The 19,533-nt window shown below is 75.9% G+C and carries 16 protein-coding genes and 1 rRNA gene; 6 read left to right on the plus strand and 11 right to left on the minus strand.

Annotated features, from left to right (window positions below; translation table 11 throughout):
• Nucleotides 1-180 precede the first annotated feature (180 nt).
• Nucleotides 181-297, plus strand: a 5S ribosomal RNA gene (gene rrf, locus G339_RS0127245).
• Nucleotides 298-445: 148 nt separating this feature from the next.
• Here the strand turns inward: rrf and G339_RS0127250 are convergent.
• Nucleotides 446-1,099, minus strand: a complete 654-nt coding sequence (locus tag G339_RS0127250) for a helix-turn-helix transcriptional regulator (RefSeq protein WP_033324507.1) — start codon at nt 1,097-1,099, stop codon at nt 446-448.
• A gap of 98 nt (nt 1,100-1,197) precedes the next feature.
• Between G339_RS0127250 and G339_RS0127255 the strand changes: the two genes are divergently transcribed.
• Nucleotides 1,198-2,034 (plus strand): aldo/keto reductase, encoded by an 837-nt coding sequence (locus G339_RS0127255; RefSeq protein WP_019634238.1) that lies wholly within the window; start codon nt 1,198-1,200, stop codon nt 2,032-2,034.
• A gap of 1 nt (nt 2,035) precedes the next feature.
• Here G339_RS0127255 and G339_RS0127260 read toward each other — a convergent pair whose 3' ends face one another.
• Complete coding sequence (locus tag G339_RS0127260) at nt 2,036-2,740, minus strand: maleylpyruvate isomerase family mycothiol-dependent enzyme (protein WP_019634239.1); 705 nt, start codon at nt 2,738-2,740, stop codon at nt 2,036-2,038.
• 39 nt (nt 2,741-2,779) lie between these two features.
• On the minus strand, nt 2,780-3,748 hold the full coding sequence (locus tag G339_RS0127265; RefSeq protein ID WP_019634240.1) for a diacylglycerol/lipid kinase family protein: 969 nt from the start codon (nt 3,746-3,748) through the stop codon (nt 2,780-2,782).
• Nucleotides 3,749-3,840: 92 nt separating this feature from the next.
• Between G339_RS0127265 and G339_RS0127270 the strand changes: the two genes are divergently transcribed.
• A complete protein-coding gene (locus tag G339_RS0127270) occupies nt 3,841-4,749 on the plus strand; it encodes an amidohydrolase family protein (RefSeq protein ID WP_033324509.1) in 909 nt (302 codons plus the stop codon).
• 4 nt (nt 4,750-4,753) lie between these two features.
• Here the strand turns inward: G339_RS0127270 and G339_RS0127275 are convergent, their stop codons facing one another.
• Nucleotides 4,754-5,737 carry a cation diffusion facilitator family transporter gene (locus tag G339_RS0127275; protein WP_019634242.1) on the minus strand — a complete coding sequence of 328 codons (984 nt, stop codon included), beginning with the start codon at nt 5,735-5,737 and terminating at the stop codon, nt 4,754-4,756.
• Nucleotides 5,734-6,126: an ArsR/SmtB family transcription factor gene (locus tag G339_RS0127280; RefSeq protein WP_026341819.1), complete on the minus strand. Its 393-nt coding sequence runs from the start codon at nt 6,124-6,126 to the stop codon at nt 5,734-5,736. The genes G339_RS0127275 and G339_RS0127280 overlap by 4 nt, the downstream gene beginning before the upstream one ends.
• 428 nt (nt 6,127-6,554) lie before the next feature.
• Here G339_RS0127280 and G339_RS40075 point away from each other — a divergent pair, with 428 nt between their 5' ends.
• A complete protein-coding gene (locus tag G339_RS40075; RefSeq protein ID WP_051107977.1) occupies nt 6,555-8,345 on the plus strand; it encodes a serine/threonine-protein kinase in 1,791 nt (596 codons plus the stop codon).
• Here the strand turns inward: G339_RS40075 and G339_RS0127290 are convergent.
• From G339_RS0127290 to G339_RS0127315, 6 genes are read right to left on the minus strand one after another with little or no spacing between them, the layout of a single operon-like run.
• Nucleotides 8,317-9,483, minus strand: coding sequence for a VWA domain-containing protein (locus tag G339_RS0127290; RefSeq protein ID WP_019634244.1), 1,167 nt, complete (start codon nt 9,481-9,483; stop codon nt 8,317-8,319). The genes G339_RS40075 and G339_RS0127290 overlap by 29 nt on opposite strands.
• Nucleotides 9,480-11,753 carry a DUF5682 family protein gene (locus G339_RS0127295; protein ID WP_019634245.1) on the minus strand — a complete coding sequence of 758 codons (2,274 nt, stop codon included), beginning with the start codon at nt 11,751-11,753 and terminating at the stop codon, nt 9,480-9,482. Before G339_RS0127295 ends, G339_RS0127290 begins: the two co-directional genes overlap by 4 nt.
• Nucleotides 11,754-11,778: 25 nt before the next feature.
• The gene (locus G339_RS0127300) at nt 11,779-12,861 is read right to left on the minus strand and encodes an ATP-binding protein (RefSeq protein ID WP_019634246.1); all 1,083 of its coding nucleotides are present in this window, start codon (nt 12,859-12,861) and stop codon (nt 11,779-11,781) included.
• The gene (locus G339_RS35470) at nt 12,858-14,399 is read right to left on the minus strand and encodes a DUF5691 domain-containing protein (protein ID WP_019634247.1); all 1,542 of its coding nucleotides are present in this window, start codon (nt 14,397-14,399) and stop codon (nt 12,858-12,860) included. The genes G339_RS0127300 and G339_RS35470 overlap by 4 nt, the downstream gene beginning before the upstream one ends.
• Complete coding sequence (locus G339_RS0127310; protein ID WP_240489914.1) at nt 14,396-15,697, minus strand: SWIM zinc finger family protein; 1,302 nt, start codon at nt 15,695-15,697, stop codon at nt 14,396-14,398. Before G339_RS0127310 ends, G339_RS35470 begins: the two co-directional genes overlap by 4 nt.
• Nucleotides 15,698-15,737: 40 nt before the next feature.
• On the minus strand, nt 15,738-16,475 hold the full coding sequence (locus G339_RS0127315; RefSeq protein WP_019634249.1) for a M50 family metallopeptidase: 738 nt from the start codon (nt 16,473-16,475) through the stop codon (nt 15,738-15,740).
• Nucleotides 16,476-16,681: 206 nt separating this feature from the next.
• Here G339_RS0127315 and G339_RS0127320 point away from each other — a divergent pair, with 206 nt between their 5' ends.
• Together G339_RS0127320 and G339_RS35475 are read left to right on the plus strand one after the other, a co-directional pair.
• Nucleotides 16,682-17,941: an acyltransferase family protein gene (locus G339_RS0127320; RefSeq protein ID WP_205625649.1), complete on the plus strand. Its 1,260-nt coding sequence runs from the start codon at nt 16,682-16,684 to the stop codon at nt 17,939-17,941.
• A 65-nt stretch (nt 17,942-18,006) separates the two neighbouring features.
• Entirely contained in the window at nt 18,007-19,422 is a 1,416-nt protein-coding gene (locus G339_RS35475; RefSeq protein WP_019634251.1) for a carotenoid oxygenase family protein, read from the plus strand.
• Nucleotides 19,423-19,533 lie beyond the last annotated feature (111 nt).

The raw sequence follows: 19,533 nt of genomic DNA on the forward strand, positions 1-19,533 counted from the left end.
TCAAACCCATCGCCACAGAAACACCCCTGCTGGTGTGAGAGTAGTGTTCGCGTCCCTGTGCGGTTCCCAGACAACAACTGGGTTCCGCGAGTTTCAAGTGAATAATGTTCGCTTAAACGACATGAGTTTCCCGCCCGTCCGTGGAGCGCTTCGGTGCTTCGGAGGGGTTGGGGTTGGTCGTTCGGTGGTTTTGGCGAGAGGGAAACACCCGGTCCCATTCCGAACCCGGAAGTTAAGCCTTTCAGCGCCGATGGTACTGCATGGGGGACTGTGTGGGAGAGTAGGACACCGCCGGACTCATATTACGAACAGGCCCCGCCATTCATGGCGGGGCCTGTCCTGCTTTCCGGGCCTCTTTCTGTGGGGCCTGTTCTGTTTGAGACCTCGCCGTCGTGGCCGGGTCCTTTTAATTGGGTGTTGTCGGGGAACGCGGTCGGTGCGCCGGTCAGGGGAGTAGGCCGAGTTCTTGGGCTTTTCGGCCTGCTTGGAAGCGGGAGTCGGCGTCCAGGAGGGTGAGGATTTCGGCTACTCGGCGGCGGTAGGTGCGGAGCGAGAGGTTGAGGTGGCGGGCGGCGGCCTCGTCCTTCAGGCCGCGGTCCAGGAGACGGACGATCTCGCGGCTCTCGTCGTTCAGGGACGGGACGCGGTCGCGGCGGTAGGCGGTCAGCGTCGGGGACTTCTCCCAGGTCGCCCAGTAGAGGGAGAGCATGCTCGCGACGACGGTGGGCTCCTGGACGATCGTGTACTCGCGGACGCCGCGGGCGGGCGGCCCCGCCAGGACCGCGTGGCGGCGGTCCATGATGATCGTCTCGTAGGGGAGCGGGGCGAGGCAGACGCGGACCTCGACGCCGAGCGCGTTCACCTCGACCAGGTGGCGTTCGTCGTCCTCGTCGTCCAGGGCGCGCGGGGTGTAGAGCTTGCAGACGCGCGTGCCGGGCGGGTGGACGGCGGCGCGGCGGGCGCGGAGGCGTTCGCGGGAGCCGGGCAGGGACCACGTCCACATGTCCTCGGCGGCGCAGACGAACTCGTCGCGGACGTCGGCGAAGAGGTGGGCCGCGCGCTCGAACAGCGCCTTCTCGCCCTGCACGGTCACACTCATGGTCGTTCCAGTGTTCCCGGCGGAGCGGCGTCCGGCAAACGTGGCAGTTAGCTGCCACCGGCTCGAAGCGGGAGGCGCGGCGCGTGAGGCTGGAGGGCATGACGAACGGATCTTGGATTCTCGGGGACAGGAAGATCGACCGGCTCGGGTTCGGGGCCATGCGGCTGCCGCTCGCGGCGGATTTCGACGCGGCGCTCGGGGTGCTGCGGCGGGCCGTCGAACTCGGCGCGGACCACGTCGACACGGCGGCCTTCTACCACCAGCAGGGCATCGCCGCGAACGACCTGATCAGGGAGGCGGCGTTCGGGCCGGACGTCGTCGTCGCGACGAAGGTCGGCCCGTACCGGGGACCGGACGACCCTTTCCCGACCGGGCAGCTCCCCGCCGACGAGCTGCGGCGTGAGGTCGAACGGAATCTGCGGGAGCTTGGACGGGACCGGCTCGATCTCGTCTACCTGCGGCCCGGCGGCCTCGAACCCGCCGATGACCACTCGGTCGCGGAACGGTTCGAGATCTTGGCGGAGCTGCGCGGGGAGGGTGTGATCCGGCATCTCGGGCTCAGCCACGTCACGTTGGCGCAGGTGGAGGAGGCGCGCCGCATCGCGCCCGTCGTCGCGATCCAGAACCGGTTCGACATCTCGCAGCCCGCCGACACCGCCATGCTCGCCGTCTGCGAGCGGGACGGGATCGCCTACGTGCCGTACTTCCCGCTCGGCGGGTTCGGGCTGCCCGACGACCCGCGCGTCGCGGCGGTCGCGGCCCGGCACGGGGCGTCGGTCCCGCAGGTGCTGCTGGCGGGGCTGCTCGCGCTGTCGCCGGTGGCGCTCGCGATTCCGGGGACGTCGTCGCGCGCGCATCTGGAGGAGAACATGGGCGCGGCGGCGCTGCGGCTGACGGAGGCGGACGTCGCGGAGCTGACCGGCCCGGCGGACTGAGTCAGGCCGCCGGGCCGAGCGCGTCGCGCAGGCCGGGGGGCAGGGGATGGCCGGGCGGCAGCCGGCGCACGGTCGCGTCGGCGAACTCGGCCGGAGACAGGTCGGCGGAGACGCCGTCCAGCGAAACGCGGTAGCCGTCCGGGAGTTCCGCCACCTCGACCGGCGCGCCGCGCTCGGCCAGCGCGAACAGGCCGAAGCGGGCGCGCCACGCGGCGCGGGCCGCGCGCTCGTCCGGCGCGACGGGGACGTCGATGTCGTCGCCGTGCGTCGCGTACTCAACGGCGTAGTGGAACGTCTGGAGCCGCACCGGGTACGGCCCGGACATCGTCGGCAGCGTCGCGGCCGGGCCGAGCGCCCGCATCCGGCGGCGGGTGTCGCCGTTCTTCCGCCGCCATTCGGCGACGACCTCCGCGACGGGCAGGCCGCGCCGCGTCTCGACCGACCAGGCGTTGAACTCGTCGAGTCCCTGGACGCCGGCCCGCTCCATCTCGGCGGCGAACCCGTCGAGGTCGTCGTTCAGGCAGGCGTGGTTGTAGAGCTCCTCGCCCGCGAGGTGGGCGAGGACGTCGCGGCGCGACCAGCCCTCGTCGCGCGACGGGACGTCCCACTCGGCCCCGTCGAGGACGGTGAAGTAGGCGTCGAGGCGGGCGGCCTCGGCGTCGAGGATGTCGAACGGGTCGAGCCCGTCCAGCGCGCTCTCGTCCATGCGCGGCCCCTTCCCGGTTCGGGCGCGGCGAATCGCGGGTCAGGTGTCCACGAACGACTGCGGGACGAACACGTTCAACGCGTTCCCGCGCAGTACGACGCGGACCGGGGTGCGGCCGCGGATCTCGCCGTCCACGTCCACGGGCATCGGCGGGTCGGTCGTGATGACCGCCTCGCGGGTGGTGGTGAACGCCCGTTCGCCGAGCGAGCGCCACTGGCCGGTGAGGACGTGCCGGACGGTCGCCGCCGCGAGCCGCAGCCGCCGCGCGTCGCCGAGCCGGTAGACGGCGAGCAGCCGGTCGTCGGGCCCGGCGTCGCGGGCGATGCGCTGCCCGCTGTGGTGCGCGCCGTTGGCGACGTTGAGCTGGTGGGTGTCCAGCTCGACGGTCTCGCCGCCCACCTCGATCGTCGCGTGGAACGCGCGGTGGCGGGGCAGCAGCCGCGCCGCCGTCAGCGCGTACGCGGGGCGGCCGAGGACCCGCTTGAGCCCGTGCGGGACGTGCTCGGCGACCTGCACCGACAGGCCGAGGCTCACCATGTTGGCGAAGATGTGGCCGCGCCGGTCGGGGTCGTCCGGGTCGTCGGTGCCGGAGAACCAGCCGACGTCCACGTCCGCGACCTTCCCGTCGCGCAGGACGCGGACGGCCCCGGCGAGGTCCATCGGCAGTTCCAGGCCGCGCGCGAAGTTGTTGGTCGTGCCGAGCGGGAGGACGCCGAGGGCGACGTCGCGGTGCGCGAGGTGGCCGACGGCGGCCGCGATCGTCCCGTCGCCGCCGCCCACGACGACGAGGTCGGGGTCGAGGGCGAGGACCTCGGTGAACAGCTCGTCCAGCCGGGACGGGTCCATGACCGGGATGATCCGGGCGAAGTCGAACCCGGCGTCCGCGAGGAGCCGCCGCGCCGCCGGGAACGCGCGCCGGCCGCGCCGCGACCGGGTGTTGACCATCAGGACCGCGCGGCCGCCCCGGTGGTCGCGGACGGCGGCCTCCAGCTCGGACTTGCTGCGCAACGGGTGCTCCCTCCGGTCCCGGCTCACCCTATCGGCCGGAACGCCCGTCTCCAGGGGTTTCGGGGACGTGTGCGCCGGGTGAGACTGGGAGCGTGACTGAACCGCATTCTGTTCCCTGGGCGGACGCGGTGGTGCCCGCGTTCTGGCGGGCCCTCGGGCTGCCCGGGCTGATCGACGCGCACGTCCACTTCATGCCGGAACGGCTGATGGAGGCGGTCTGGGAGTACTTCGCCGAGCCGGGTCCGCTGATCGGGCGCGACTGGCCCGTCCGCTACCGGTTGCCCGAGGCGGAGCGCGTCGCGGTGCTGCGCGGCCTCGGCGTCCGGGCGTTCACCGCGCTGCTGTACCCGCACCGGCCTGGAATGGCCGAGGGGCTGAACCGGTGGGGGCTGGAGTTCGCCGCTGCGGTCCCCGAGGCGATCCCGACCGGGACGCTCTACCCCGAACCGGGCGTCGCGTCGTACGTGGCGAAGACGATCGACGCGGGGACTGCGGCGTTCAAGGTCCACCTCCAGGTCGGCGGGTTCGACCCGCGCGCGCCCGAGCTGGACGACGCGTGGGGCGTCCTGGCGGACGCGGGCGCGCCCGTCGTCGTCCACGCCGGGTCCGGGCCGGTCGCCCACGGGTTCACCGGGCCGGGGCCGTTCGGGGACGTCCTGGCGCGCCACCCCCGGCTGACGGCGGTCGTCGCGCACCTCGGCGCGCCCGAGTACGAGGGCTTCCTGGACCTCGCGGACCGGTTCGAGCGCGTCCACCTCGACACGACGATGGCGTTCACGGACTTCTTCGAGCACGAGGGAACGTTCCCGCGGGCGCTGCTGCCCCGGCTGCGGGACCTCGGCGAACGCGGCCGAATCCTGCTCGGCACCGACTTCCCGAACATCCCCTACCCGTACGCGCACCAGTTGCAGGTGCTCGCGGGCCTCGGGTTCGGCGACGCGTGGCTGCGCGAGGTCTGCTGGCACGCGGCGGCGCGGCTGTTCGGCGTCCCGGCGGGCTGACGGGTCAGTGGTCGCAGCGGGCGGAGCCGCCGCCGCTCGCGGGCTCGTCGGCGGTTTCGTCGGCCACGTGGCGGGGGCCGTGCGGGTCCTCGCAGTGGAACCCGCCGTCCGCGTGGTCGACCTCCAGCGTCGTGTGGGTGATCCCGTACGCGGTGCGCAGCAGCTCCTGGAGGTCGCGGCGGACGCCGTGGCAGTCGTCGGCCGCGTCCACCAGGACGTGCGCGGACAGCGCCGGGTAGCCGGAGCTGACCTCCCACACGTGCAGGTCGTGGACCTCCCGCACGCACGGCCGGGACGCGAGCCGCTCGCCCAGCTCCGCCGGGTCCAGGCCGGTCGGGGCGGCCTCCATCAGGACGCGGCCCGCGTCGCGCAGCAGGCCGTAGCCCGCGCGGATCATCAGCGCGGCGACGACGAGCGAGGCGACGGCGTCCGCGCGGGCGAAGCCCGTCAGCCACACGACGAGTCCGGCGACGGCCGTCGAGATGAACGCGAACAGGTCGTTCAGGATGTGCTGGAACGCTCCTTCGACGTTCAGGCTCGTCCGGTTGGCGCGGCTGATCAGCCACGTCGCCGCGAGGTTCACCACGATCCCGGCGAGGGACGTGGCGAACACGAGCGCGCCCTGCACCTCCGGCGGGTTGATCAGCCGCAGCACGCCCTCGTAGCAGAAGTACGCGGCGAGCAGGATCAGCGTCAGGCCGTTGAGCTGCGCGGACAGGATCTCCGAGCGGCGCAGTCCGTAGGTGTAGCCGCCGCGCGGCGGGCGGACGGCGATGCGCATGGCGACCATCGCCAGGGCGATGGCGAACGCGTCGGTCAGCATGTGGGCGGCGTCCGACAACAGCGCCAGCGATCCGGCGGCGAGGCCGACGACGACCTCGCCCGCCATGAACGCCAGGATCAGCGCGAGGGCCGCGCCGAGGACGCGGCGGTCGCCGTCCGGCGCGACGCCGTGCCCGTGGCCGTGCCCGTGCCCGTGCCCGCTCATTCGCCTTCCCTCCGGTGGTCGACGTGGGCGAGGGCGAGTTCCAGCAGCAGGCGCACGTGGTCGTCGTCGAGCCGGTAGTAGGCGTGGCGGCCGTCGCGCCGCACCCGCACCACCCGGCTCGCGCGCAGGAGCCGCAGCGCGTGCGACACCGCGGACTCCGAGTGCCCGCACGCGACCGCGAGGTCCCGCACGCACATCTCGCCCCCTTCGAGCAGCGCCGTGATGACCCGCAGCCGGCCGGGGTCGGCGAGCAGGCCGAAGACGTCGGCCAGCTCGGCGACGGTGTCGGCGCCCGGCATGGACGCGACGACCCGCGCGACCTTGGCGGGCTCGACCGGCCGGACGGCCGCGCGGGCCGCCGGGGCCACGATGTCTGAATCACTGCTCATATGAACGAAGGTAGTACATCGGGGCGCTCCGTGGCCAGGGAACGGTGACGGTCCGGGACGTGCGTCACATTTCCCTCGGTGGGGATGAAAACGGATGTCAATGGCCTTTTTTGTGCCTTCGCGGGGGCCGGTGCTGCGCTGGCCGGAGGGAATTCCCTCGCGGTCGGGTGAGGTGAGTGTAATGGTGCGCGGACGGCGTCGAGCGGCGTTCCGGCAGCTCGGCGGGGTGTTCGCGGGGCCAGCGGCGCAGTCGGGATATGTGCGGATTGGTGGTTGTCAATGGTCGGGAGAACGGGTCGCGGGCCGAGGGACTTTCCGGGGGCGGGACGTCTTTCCGATATTCTTCCGGCCGGGACGGCGCGCGGTGCGCCGCCCGACGTCCGTTGATTCCGTCACCGGCCCCGGCCGGTCACCGCGGGGGTGGCGCAATGGTGGAACCCGCCCCGCTCGGCCCCGGCGACCCCGAGCGGCTGGGCGGCCTGCGACTCCTCGGCCGGCTCGGCGCGGGCGGGCAGGGCACCGTGTACCTCGGGCGGTACCTCGGCCGCGCCGTGGACGAACCGCCCGTCGCGGTCAAGCTGCTGCACGCCGAACTGCTCGGGGACGCCGCCGCGCGCGCCCGGTTCGTCCGGGAGGCGGCGCTGCTGCAGCGCGTCGCGGGGTTCTGCACCGCGCAGGTCCTGGAGGCCGACCTCGCGGGGGACCGGCCGTACATCGTCAGCGAGTACGTGCCGGGGCCGTCGCTGCGCGACCTCGTGCGGTCCGCCGGGCCGCGCGTCGGCGGCGACCTGGACCGGCTCGCCGTCGGCACCGCGACCGCGCTCGCGGCCATCCACCGGGCGGGCGTCGTCCACCGCGACCTCAAGCCGCGCAACGTGCTCGTCGGCCCGGACGGGCCGCGCGTGATCGACTTCGGGGTCGCGCGGGCGCTGGACGCCGGGGCGACGCTCAGCGGCCCCATCGTCGGGACGCTCGCGTACATGGCTCCCGAGCAGCTCGACGGCGGGGCGGCCGGGCCCGCCGCGGACCTGTTCGCGTGGGCCGCGACGCTCGTCTACGCGGCCACCGGGCGGGACGCGTTCGCGGCGGGGTCGCTGCCCGCCGTCATCCACCGCATCAAGCACGAGACGCCCGACCTCGCCGCGCTGCCCGGCCCCGTCGCGGAGATCGCCGCCGCCTGCCTGGCCAAGGACCCGCGCGAGCGGCCCGACGCGCAGAGCGTGCTGCTCCGGCTGCTCGGGGACCTCGGGACGGGACGGGCGGTCGCCGTTCCGCCGGTTCCGTGTTCGGCGGATTCGGGGGATCTCGTCGCGGCGCGGTCCGCTTCGGGCGGGTCGCCGCCGGGGGTGTTCGGGCCGGTCCCGGCGGCGTTCGGGTCCGGTTCCGGGCCCGCGCCCGACGAGTGCGCGGGCGGGGACTCGTCGGACGCGCCGGTCGGCGGCCGGTGCTCGGGCGGGCGGCCGGAGCGGCGGCGGTACGGCGCGGGCGGGTCCTCGAACTCCTTCACCGGGCCGGAGCGGCGGGCCGCGCGGCTCGGCCCGCGCCCGCCGCTGCGCACGCGCGCCACCACGCCCGTCGCGGACGCGTTCGGCGGCGAGTCGGGCACGGCCGGGACGGCGCGGGAGCCGGAGACCGAAATGCCCCCGGCCGGGTCGGCGGGCACGCCCGTGGTGGACGAGCCCGTGGTGGACGAACCCGTGCGGGACGAGCCCGTGGTGGACGCGCGCCGGGCCGATGACGCCGTGGTCGACGGGCCTGTGTCCGGTGAGGCCGGGTTCGAGCGGGGCGGGTTCGAGGAGTTCGGGCGGGCCGGGCGTCGGCGTCCGGTGCCGCGGGTTCTGGTGCGGTCGCGGGCGGCCGTGGTCGGGCTCGGGATCGCGGCGTTCCTCGCGGCCGCCGATCTGGCCGCCGTGCTCGCCGCCGACGCGGGCGGCGGGCGGGCCGCGCGGGTCGCGGCCGACGTCGCCGCCGGGCCGGGCGCGGTTCCGGGCGTCGTGGCCGTGCTCGCCGTCGTCACGCTCGTCGCCGCGCCGCTCGCGTGGCGGGGCGTCCGCGCCGCCGCCTGGACGGCCGTCACCGCCCGGCTCGCCCGGCTCGCCCTGTGGGCGGCGTTCGGCGCGGCCGAGACGACCGCGACGGCCCTGCACACCGCGCTGACCACCGCCGCCGTGTTCCTGCTCGCCCGCGCGCTCAGCCGCCGTCCCCGGCGAACGCGCTGAGGTCGCGCCGCTCCACCGCCGCCGCCAGCAGCTCGGGGAACCGGTCCGGCGTGCAGGCGAACGCGGGGACGCCCAGTTCGGCGAGCGCCGCCGCGTTCTCCGCGTCGTAGGACGGCGCGCCCTCGTCCGACAGCGCGAGCAGGACGACCACCGTCACGCCCGACGCGGTCAGCCGCAGCACCCGCTTCAGCAGCTCCTCCCGGACGCCGCCCTCGTACAGGTCGCTGATCAGCACCAGGATCGTGTCGCTCGGCCGCGTCACCAGCCCCTCGCAGTAGGCGACGGCGCGGTTGATGTCGGTGCCGCCGCCGAGCTGGGTGCCGAACAGCACCTCGACGGGGTCGCGCAGCTCGGGGGTCAGGTCGACGACGGAGGTGTCGAACACCACCAGCGACGTCCGCAGCGACCGCATCGACGCCAGCACCGCGCCGAACACGCTCGCGTACACCACCGAGGCGGCCATCGACCCGCTCTGGTCGATCGCGAGGACGACGTCCCGCTTGACGGCCTGCTGCCGCCGCCCGTACGCGACCAGCCGCTCCGGCACGACCGTGCCGTGCTCGGGCAGGTAGTTGCGCAGGTTCGCGCGGATCGTCCGGCCCCAGTCGATCTCGGCGGGGCGGCGCGGCCGAGGTGTGCGCGCCGACCGGTCCAGCGCGCCGCCGACCGCGGAGCGGGTGCGCTGCGCGAGCCGCCGCTCCAGGTCCGCGACGACGCGCGCCACCACCGCGCGCGCCGACGCCCGCGCGCGGTCGGGCAGGAGCCGGTTCAGCGACAGCAGCGTGCCGACGAGGTGGACGTCGGGTTCGACGGCCTCCAGCATCTCCGGCTCCAGCAGCAGGCGCGTCAGGTCCAGGCGCTCGATCGCGTCCCGCTGCATCACCCGCACCACCGGCGCGGGGAAGTACTCGCGGACGTCGCCGAGCCAGCGCGCGACCGAGGGCGCGGAGTCGCCCAGGCCCGCGCCGCGCCGCCCGCCCCGGCCGCCGCCGGAGCGGCGCGCGCCGTACAGCTTCTCCAGCGCGGCGTCCATCCGGGCGTCGCCGCGGTCCAGGACCGCGCCGGTGCCGTCGCCGTCGCCGCCGAGGACCAGCCGCCAGCGGCGCAGCCGCTCGGCGTCGTGCGTGTCGGGGCTCACGCGGGGACCTCCCAGCCGAGGATGCGCAGGACCGTCGCGGCGGCGGGCGCGGCGCGGCCGGGGTCGAGGTCGTCGTCCGGCGCGGGAGCGGGCGCGCCGGAGCGCGGCCGCCGCGCCCGCTCGCCGATCGCCCGCCGCTCCGCCGCGCCGTACCCGCCGAACGTGCGGCGCAGCAGCGGCAGGACGTCGGTGAACGCGTCGGCGGGCAGCCCCGCGATCCACCCGTCCAGCAGGCCGAGCAGCGCGTCGTCGTGGACGAGGACCACGCCGCCGCCCGCCAGGAAGCCCTCGACCCACGCGGCGGCCCGGTCGGGCGCGGCGCCCGCCGACACCGCGCGGGCCATCCGGTCGGCGGCGTCGGGCAGCCGGCCCGCGTCCAGCAGCAGCCGGGTGACGCGGCCGTCGACCAGCCCGTGCAGGCCCGGGCGGCGCAGCAGGGCCGCGAGGGCGTCGAGCCAGGCGGCTCGGTGGGCCGCCGCGCGGTCGTCGTCGCCGAGCAGGGCCAGCGCCTCGTGGACGGCGGCGACGCCGTCGAGCAGGGCGCGGGCGGCGCCCTCGTCCAGGCCCGTCGCGGCGGCGGGCAGGCCCACCCGGACGCGGACCGCCAGGCCGTCCACCACGGCGCGCAGCGGCGCCGGGTCGGTGCCGCGCACGTCGCCGTAGCGCAGCGCCCGCACCAGCGCGGGCAGCGCCGCCATGAGCCGGGCGGTGTCGGAGTCGACGGCGGCGCGGTCGGCCAGGACCCGCATGACGTGCGGCAGCGCGGCGCGCAGGTCCGCGAGCAGGCACAGCTCCGCGAGGGCCGTCAGGTCGGCCAGCGACGCGGCGCGCTCGGCGCGGTCCCGGGCGCGGGCCGCCGCCGCGCCCGCCACCGTCGTGCCCCACACGCCCGCCTCGATCAGCCGGACGTCGAACTCCGGCCGCCAGCGGATCGTCCACGCCTCGCGGAACGTGCCCTTGGACCGGTTCGCCCGGCCCGCGTCGGGGTCGGGGACGCCCCACGCGACGTCGAGCAGCCGCAGCCGGTGCAGCAGGCGGCTGCGTTCCAGGTCGGTGGGTCTGCGCAGGTCGAGGTCCAGCTCCTTGTCGTGCGCGTCCGGGCGGAGCCGCAGCCGCCGCCGCTCGGCCAGCAGGTCGCGCTGGAGCGGGACCAGCGGGACGGCGTCGGGGACCGCGCCGAGGCGCTCCCCGACGACCATCCGCCGGGCGATCAGCGCGACGGGCTCGTCCGCGCCCTCGCACAGCACCGCGCGGACCGCCTCGGTGACCTCGTCCAGGCCCGCCAGCGGCCGTTCGCGCAGCGCGGCGAGGGTCTCGGCGAGCCGGACCGCCTCGATGACGTGCGCGGACGAGACGTGCAGGTCCTCGGCGCGCAGCAGCCGCGCCGCGTCCGTCAGCCACCGCTCGACGGGCCGGTCGGGGGCGGTGAACAGGTGGTGGTACCAGCCGGGGGAGCGGACGCCCGCGCCGTACCCGGAGCGGTTCGCCAGGCGGCCGTGCGTCCACGGCACCCACGTCATCGCGACGCGGGTCTTCGGCAGGCCGCGCAGCGTCCGGTCGTCGCGGCTCGCGGGGACGGACGCCAGCAGCGCCGGGACGTGCCACGCCCCGCAGACCACCGCGATCCGGCGGAAGCCGTCGCGGCGCGCGCGGCGCAGGACGCGGCGCATGTGCGCCTCGCGGACCTCCTCGCGCGCCCGCGCCGACCCGGGCTCGGGCGGGTCCGCGCCGGGCGGCTCGGCCGACGCGCGCAGCTCGGCCATCGCCTCCGCGACGGCGGGGAACGGCGACGGGCCGTCCGCGCGGTGCTCGACGGCGTCGTCCCACCAGCGTTCGGCGTCGTCGTACCCGGCGGCCTCGGCGAGCGCGCCCAGCGGGTCGAGGCGCGGGGCCGCGTCGGCGTCCGCCGGCTCGTCGTCCAGGGCGAGCGTGTGCGCGGCGGGCAGGTCGCAGAACCGGACCGGAACGCCCGCCTCCGCCGCGTACCGGAGCGCCTGCCATTCCGGGCTGAACTCCGCGAACGGCCAGAACACGGCGCGGCGGCCCGCCTCGCCGTCGCCGGGCGCCTCGGGGTAGGCGAGCAGCGCGACCGGCGGCACCAGGCCCGGGTCGGCGGCGAGCGCCGCGAGCGCGTCCGCCTCCGGCGGGCCCTCGACCAGCACGGCGTCCGGCGCGAACGCCGCCAGCGCCCGGCGCACCGCCCGCGCCGACCCCGGTCCGTGGTGCCGGACGCCGTAGACCTCGACCCGCGCGCCGTCCCCGCCGCTCACCGCGCGACCCGTGTTACGACCCGTGTCACGACAGGTCCCGGCAGGCGCGGTAGAAGTCGTTCCACTCCGGCCGCTCCCGCACGACCGTCTCCAGGTACTCCTGCCAGGCCACCGCGTCGGCGGACGGGTCCTGCACGACGGCCCCCACGATGCCCGCCGCGACGTCGGCCGGGCGCAGCACCCCGTCGCCGAAGTGCGCGGCCAGCGCCAGCCCGCCCGTCACGACCGAGATCGCCTCGGCGGTGCTGAGCGTGCCGCTCGGCGTCTTCAGCTTCGTCCGCCCGTCCGCCGACGTGCCCGACCGCAGCTCCCGGAACACCGTGACGACGCGCCGGATCTCGGCCAGGCCCGCCGGGGCCTCCGGCAGCTCCAGCGCCGCGCCGAGCTGCCCGACGCGCCGCGCGACGATCTCGACCTCGGCCTCGGCGGTCTCCGGCAGCGGCAGCACCACCGTGTTGAACCGGCGGCGCAGCGCGCTCGACAGCTCGTTGACGCCCCGGTCCCGGTCGTTGGCCGTCGCGATGACGGTGAAGCCGCGCCGCGCCTGGACCTCGGTGTTCAGCTCCGGCACCGGCAGCGTCTTCTCCGACAGGATGGTGATCAGCGTGTCCTGGACGTCGGTCGGCATCCGGGTCAGCTCCTCGACGCGGGCGACCGCGCCGCGCCGCATCGCCCGCACCAGCGGGCTCTCCACCAGCGCCGCCGTCGAGGGGCCCTCGGCGAGCAGCCGCGCGTAGTTCCAGCCGTACCGGACGGCCTCCTCCGCGGTGCCCGCCGTGCCCTGCACCAGCAGCGTCGAGTCGCCGCTGACGGCCGCCGCCAGGTGCTCGGCCACCCACGTCTTCGCGGTGCCGGGGACGCCGAGCAGCAGCAGCGCCCGGTCCGTCGCGAGGGTGGCGACGGCGACCTCCATCAGCCGCCGCGGCCCGATGTACTTGGGCGTGATCTCCGCGCCGCCGGGCAGCTCGCCGCCGAGCAGGTACGTCGTGACGGCCCGGGGGGACAGCTTCCAGCCGGGCGGCCGCGGCCGCTCGTCGTGCTCGGCGAGCAGGGCCAGTTCGGCGGCGAACGCCTGCTCGGCGTGCGGCCGCAGGACGGCGTCGGTCACGGGGGGAACTCCTTCAGCATGTCGTGGCGGAATCGCAGGGTGGCCGCCAGGCGGTCGCGGGCGGCGGCGGTCTCGGCGGCGGGCACTTCGGCGAACCGGTCGGCGGCGCGGTCCGCCAGCGCCGGGTCGAAACCGTGCGCGGCGCTGGCGCACAGCGCCTGGAGCGCGGTGTTCGCGGTGCCCGCCGGGCGTTCCAGGAGCGCGGCGACCTTCGCGGTCATCGTCGCGGCCAGCGCGCCCGACCAGGGGCGGGGGAGCGTGCGCAGCAGCCCGTCGGTGAGCGCGCGGGCGTCGTCGACCCAGCGGACGAGCCCGGCGGCGGCGTCGTCCCGCTCGGCGGCGGGCAGCTCGTGGACCAGCTCGCCGAGCACGCGCGGCTCGTCCAGCAGGACCCCGGCGGTCAGCAGCGCCCGCGCCCATCCGGCGTCGTGGAACCGCAGCGCCGCGCGGGCCAGGCCGAGGTGCAGGTCGTCGGCGCCGCGGCCCGCCGCCGCGCCGTCGGTGACGGGCAGCGCCAGGATCTCGGCGGGCGGCAGCCCGAACGCGCCGGTCCACGTCGCGGGCGGGGTGCGGGCGACGATCTCGCGCAGCCACGCGCGCGGCGGCGCGGGCGTGCGGCCCGGCGCGAACGAGCCCTCCGGGTGGAACGGGACGCCGTCGCGGGCCATGCCCTCGTCGTGCTCGGCGGGCGGCTCGACGTGGAGCCACGTCTGCGCGCGGCGGCGGACGGTGCGCCGCTCGGCGCGCACGCACGCCCGCGCGCGGGCCGCCATCCGCGCCGCGTACGCCGACTCGGGCAGCCGGGCGAGCAGGTTCGCGGCGGCGAGCCGGACGCTCCCGGTGCGGTCGTCGAGCGCCAGTTCCAGGAACTCCTCGTCCGCCGCCGACAGGCCCGCGCCGAACGGGGTCAGGAACTCGGGGCGGTGGACGGCGCGGTCGCGGTCCCAGACGTCGAGCAGGGCCGCGCGGGCGGCGGCCGGGTCGGCGCGGCGCAGCCGGGCGAGGTACGCGACGCGCTGCTCGGCGGTGCCGCCCGTCCAGACGGCCGGGTCGTCGGTGCCGGGGTCGGCGGCGGACGCGATCAGCCACGCCCAGCGCGGGTTCTGCAGCGCGAGCCAGACGCCGCGCCGCCCGGCGACGGCCGCGATCGGCGCGCGCAGGTGCCAGCCGTCCTTGCCGCGGCCCTGCTCCAGCAGGTCGGGGACGACCCGGGCGGGGACGCGCAGCCCGCGGTCGGCGGCCAGGCCCAGCCACTCGGCCAGGCAGCCGTCGCCCTCGCCCGCCAGGACGCGGTCGAGCCGGGCGGCGGCGGCCGGGGGGACGGGCGGCAGGTCCTCCGGCGGGGCGGGCGCGACCGGGTCCGCGCCGCCGCGCGCGGGCCGCAGCCCGGCGCGCCGCCGCACGGTCAGCAGGGCGGCCTGGTCCAGCAGCCGGGCCGCCGCGTCGGAACCGGCGTCCGGCGCGTCCGGCAGGGCGGGCGGCGGGCGCCGGGCCGTGCCGAGCAGCGCCGCGCCGACGTGCTCCTCCCACGCGCTCACAGGACCACCGCCTCGTCGTCGTGCCAGGCGGCCAGCGGGCGCAGGCCGCGCGGCGTCCACTCCCCGGCCAGCGTCACCGGCGCGCCGCCCGACACCGCCAGCAGCCGCCACGGCTCGGTGTCGCGCAGCGGCAGGACGTCGCCCGCCGCGTCCACCACCGCGAGCCCCCCGTCGCGGCGCGCGAACCGGACGCCGGACAGCACGGCGGGCCAGCGGTCCAGCCACGGGTCGGCGGCGAGCGCCGCGGCGTGCTCGGCCAGGAACGCGCCGATCGGGACGCCGTCCGGCACGGCGGGCGCGGCGGCCCCGTGCCGCTCGGCCACCAGCGCCCGCAGCGGCGCGGCGCCCGGGAAGAACGCCAGCTCGGCGTCCACCTCGGTGCCCGCCGCGAGCGAGGCGTCCAGCGGACGGCCGGGCGGGGCGAACGACAGCACCAGCGCCGACCGGCCGCCGCGCCCGCGCAGCCACGCGCGCCGCGTCGCGAGCCGGTCCTGCGCGGTGTCGCGGACGCCGACGACGCACCACCGGTCGCGGACGCGCTCGCCCGCCGCCAGCACCTCCTCGCGCGGCACGGTGAACCCGATCCGCGCGCGGACGGTGTCGCGCAGCGGCGCGGGCAGGTCGGGGCGGCGGTGGGCGTGGACGAGCAGTCGCAGCAGCGCGTACTCCGCGAGCAGCGCGCCCGGCCAGCCGGGGCGGCGCGGGACGGCGGCCAGCGCGCGGACCTGCCCGGCGAGCGCGCCCGCCTGGGCGTCCACCAGCCGCCGGGCGAGGTCGTCGAACAGGGCGTAGGGGGCGTTCTCGGTGCGGGCGAGGCCCTGTTCGACCTGGTCGCGCAGCCAGCGGTCGAGGTCGTCGAGGCCAGCGTCCACCCGGGCCGCGCGCCGCTCGGCCGTCGCCGGATCGGCCGCCCGTGCGGTGGCCCGGACGGGCGGGTCCTCAGCGCGGGCGCGCCGCCCGGCCAGCCACTCGGCGGCCCACGGCGGCCGGTCGGCGGCCCGCCCGCCGGGGACGGCGCCGTCGCTCCACAGCAGCAGCAGGCCGAGCGCGTGCTTGCACGGGAACTTGCGACTCGGGCAGGAGCAGCGGAACGCGGGCCCGGTGAGATCGACGCTCACCCGGTAGACGGACTTCCCGCTGCCCCGGCACTCGCCCCAGGCCGCCTCGCCGTCGCAGGCGGCCCCGGTCCAGGCGGCGGGCCGCGCGACGGTCGCGGCGGCCTTCGCCGCGGCGGCGTCGGGGGCCAGCGCGAGGACGTGCCCGCGTTCCCATCGGTCGCTCACGGTTCGGTCGCTCACGGGGCGAACGTAGCGGCGGGGTCGGACAAAGCCGCGCCGCTCAGCCGAACGGCAGGTCGGCGGGCGACAGCAGCAGCGCGCCGAGGCCCAGCGACCCCAGCGCGACCAGGAAGAACAGCGCCACCCACGTCAGTCCGGGCACGTGGGTGAGGTAGGCGAGCTGGTCGGCGTCGGAGGACGGGGCCATCCGCCGCGCGCGCATCCGCTGCAGCTCGATCACCGGCCGCGTCCCGGCCAGCAGCAGGAACCACGCCGCCAGGTAGGCGAACCCGGCCTGCACCTCCGGGCCGGTGAGCCACGACACCAGGAAGACCACCGCGCCGGTCGCGACGACCGACAGCACGCCGTACGCGTTGCGGATCATGACGAGCATCGCGGCGAGCAGCGCCAGGGAGACCCACAGCATGAGCGTGATCCGGCCGCCCGCGAGCAGAGCGGCGAAGAGCAGGCCGAGCAGCGGCGGCGTCACGTAGCCCGCGAGCGCGGTGAACACCATCCCGGGCCCGTGCGGCTTCCCGCGCGACACGGTGACGCCGGAGGTGTCGGAGTGCAGCTTGATCCCGTCGAGCTTGCGACCGGTGACCAGCGCGACGAGCGCGTGCCCGCCCTCGTGCGCGATCGTCACCACGTTGCGCAGGACGCGCCAGGTGCCGCCGTGCAGCACCGCGCCGAGCGCGACGAGCCCCACGACGATCACCAGCCAGGACGGCGGCGCGGGCTGGGTTCCGCTGAGGCGGTCCCACAGACCGGCCTCGTTCGTGTCGAAACCCGTGCTCATGACTGACTGCGCGCCCAACGTCCACTCCGAATGCCTCGCCGCGATGACACAGACTAGGACGTCCGGGATAAGGCGCGCGTTCGGTTCGCCGACGACGGATCGGCGACCGCACCGAACGTGGTCATCCGGTGGCCGTCGGGCGTTTCACCAGGTGCCTTCCGGGCGGTTACCCCGGGGTTGACATAACCCCCTAGAGTGGGCGAGCTGTGGATCAATCGCCCCGTTCCTCGACGTCGAACCGCTCCCGGCTGGCCTGGTTGGACGTCCTGCGCGGCATCGCCGCGCTCACCGTGGCCTTCCACCACGGCTCCTACTGCTACACCCCGCACTTCCGGTCGCGGCTGGTCGAGCAGTTCAATCCCGGCGCGTGGGGCGTGCTGGTGTTCTTCCTGGTGAGCGGCTACATCATTCCCGCGTCGCTGGAGCGGACGGGGTCGGTCCGCCGGTTCTGGATCGGCCGCCTCTTCCGCATCCACCCGATGCTGCTCGTCGCGATGGCGGCGGCGATCGTGCTGTCCACGGCCGGGGGCAAGCCGCTGTCCAACCGGCTCGGCGCGGACTACGACGCCCTCGCGGTGACGCTCGCGCACGCCACGATGCTCCAGGACCTGCTGGGCGTGCCGAGCCTGATCAACGTCCTGTGGACGCTGTCGTACGAGATGGTGTTCTACCTGCTCGTCGTCGCGCTGTTCACGGTGCGCCAGCACCACCGGTCGGCGGCCGTCGCGCTCGTCCTCACCGGTGCGGCGGCGGCGTTCGCGGCGGTGCTGCCCGCCGGGGAGCTGTCGGCGCGGGCGGGGCTGCGGCCCGTCGTGGTCGTCGCGGTCGGGCTCGTCGCGGTCGCGATCGGGCTGGCCTGCACGCGCAGCACCGCGCTCGTCCGCGCGGGGGCGCTGCTCGGCGGGGCGACCGGGCTGGTCCTGGTGCTGGCCAACGGGCGCGTCCTCGGCTGGCAGGGGCTCCTGCTGCTGGCGATGATGTTCCTCGGGACGGCCGTGTACCGCGCCGACCACGGGCAGCTCCGCTGGCGCTGGACGGTGCTCGCGGGCGTCGTCGTCGTGGTCGCGGGCCTGGTGCTCGGCCACTGGAACGCCCCGAACATGGTGGACGGCAGCATCGAGCGGGCGTGGGACACCTCGCTGCTGCTCGCCGTCGCCGCGTTCGCGGCCGCGATGGCGCTGCGGGACCGGCGGATGCCGCGCGCCCTGGCCTGGCTCGGCGTCGTCAGCTACTCGGTGTACCTGCTGCACCCGGTCGTGCTGATCGTCTCCGACGAGACGGTCGGCCGCCCCGGCGTGGACCGGCCGCTGTGGGTCGTGGGCTACCTCGCGGTGGTCGTCGCCGTCGCGGCCCTCACGCACCGGGCGGTGGAACTGCCGTTCCAGCGGATCGGGCGGCGGCTCGCCAAGCGGGCGGAGCCCGCGCCGCCCGCCGCCGTGGAGCGCGCGCCCGAGCCCGTCCACTGAAGTAGTCGTCAAACTTCTGACGACTAACCGTTGAACGGCGTCCCGCCGCGTGCGACGCTGCGGAGATGACGGCACTCGACGCCTGGCACCGGAGCTACGCCCCCCTCGAAGACGAGCACGACTACCGGGTCACCGGCATCGAGGGAACACTCCCGGACGGGCTCACCGGCACCCTCTACCGCAACGGCCCCGGCCGCTGGCAGGTCGGCGAGAGCATGCTCGACCACATCTTCGACGGCGACGGGATGCTGTCGATGTTCGCCATCGCGGGCGGCGAGGTGCGGTACCGCAACCGCTACGTCCGCACGCGCCACTACCGGTACGGGCAGCGCCACGGGCGGACGGGGCCGCGCGGCCTCGGCACGCAGCGGCGCGGCGGCGTCCTCGGCAACATGCTGCGGCCGCCCGCCAACGTCGCCAACACCGGTGTCGTGCTGCACGCCGGGCAGCTCCTCGCCCTGTGGGAGGGCGGCCGCCCGTACCGCCTGGACCCGGACTCGCTGGAGACGCTGGGCGAGCACACCTTCGGCGGACGGCTGCGGATGACGGCCGCGTTCTCCGCGCATCCGTCGCGCTGCCCGGACACCGGTGAGCTGTTCAACTTCGGGATGGACTTCACGCGGGCGCGGAGCCTGCGCTGCTACCGCGTCGACACGGCCGGGGCGCTGTCGCGGCTGCCGCGCGTCGCGCTGCCGTACACGCCGTGGAACCACGACTTCGCGCTGACGCGCCGCCACCTGGTCTTCGTGATCAACCCGGTCATCCCCAAGCTCGCGCCCATCCTGCTCGGGACCGCCTCGATCGCGGACGGGCTGACGTACGAGCCGCACCGGCCGACGTGCTTCGTGCTCGTCCCGCGCGACGGCGGCCCGGCGCGCGTCATCGAGCACGAGGCGCTGCTGGGGTTCCACATCGTCAACGCATTCGAGGACGGCGGCGACACCGTCGTGGAATTCGTCCGGTTCGCCGACTGGAATCAGGTCGCGACGGCATTCCGGGAATTCCGCACCAGTGACTTTCCGTGGGGATGCGGGCTGATGCGGTACCGGATCACCGCGTCCGGGCGGATCGAGGGCGAGGAGCGGTGCGCGCTGCCGATGGAACTGCCGCACGCCGACGTGCGCCGCGCGGGCCGCCCGCACCGTTTCACCTATTTCGCCGGACGCGACGGCGACGGCATCGGCATTTACGCCTTCGACCACGAGACCGGCGAGCGCGACCTGCACCGGCTCCCGGACGGCCACGGGTTCGGCGAACCGGTCTTCGTCCCGCGCGCCCCGGACGCCGCCGAGGGCGACGGCTGGCTGCTCGTCCTCGCCTACGACCCCGACGAGCACCGGTCGCGGCTGCTCGTCCTGGACGCCCGCGACCTCGCCGCCGGGCCCCTCGCGGCCGTCCCGCTGCGCCACCACGTGCCGATGGGCTTCCACGGGACGTTCACCGCGCGGGTCGCGAGCCCCCCGGGCGACGCGCCCGCCTGACGGCCCGCGCCGAACGGCGTGAATTGTCGTCAATCCCGGTTCACCGTTGCGTCAATTCCGCTCCCGGGAACGGTTCCGCTCCCTAATCTCGGTCCCTCCGAACTGATCAAC

The organism is Actinomadura atramentaria DSM 43919 (genome assembly GCF_000381885.1).
GTDB classification, from domain to species: domain Bacteria; phylum Actinomycetota; class Actinomycetes; order Streptosporangiales; family Streptosporangiaceae; genus Spirillospora; species Spirillospora atramentaria.

Coding starts and splice junctions, on each gene's coding strand:
- G339_RS0127250 (WP_033324507.1), bottom strand. CDS start 1,099: ATGAGTGTGACCGTGCAGGGCGAGAAGGCGCTGTTCGAGCGCGCGGCC.
- G339_RS0127275 (WP_019634242.1), bottom strand. CDS start 5,737: ATGAGCGGGCACGGGCACGGGCACGGCCACGGGCACGGCGTCGCGCCG.
- G339_RS0127315 (WP_019634249.1), bottom strand. CDS start 16,475: ATGAGCACGGGTTTCGACACGAACGAGGCCGGTCTGTGGGACCGCCTC.
- G339_RS0127260 (WP_019634239.1), bottom strand. CDS start 2,740: ATGGACGAGAGCGCGCTGGACGGGCTCGACCCGTTCGACATCCTCGAC.
- G339_RS35475 (WP_019634251.1), top strand. CDS start 18,007: ATGACGGCACTCGACGCCTGGCACCGGAGCTACGCCCCCCTCGAAGAC.
- G339_RS0127255 (WP_019634238.1), top strand. CDS start 1,198: ATGACGAACGGATCTTGGATTCTCGGGGACAGGAAGATCGACCGGCTC.
- G339_RS0127280 (WP_026341819.1), bottom strand. CDS start 6,126: ATGAGCAGTGATTCAGACATCGTGGCCCCGGCGGCCCGCGCGGCCGTC.
- G339_RS40075 (WP_051107977.1), top strand. CDS start 6,555: ATGGTGGAACCCGCCCCGCTCGGCCCCGGCGACCCCGAGCGGCTGGGC.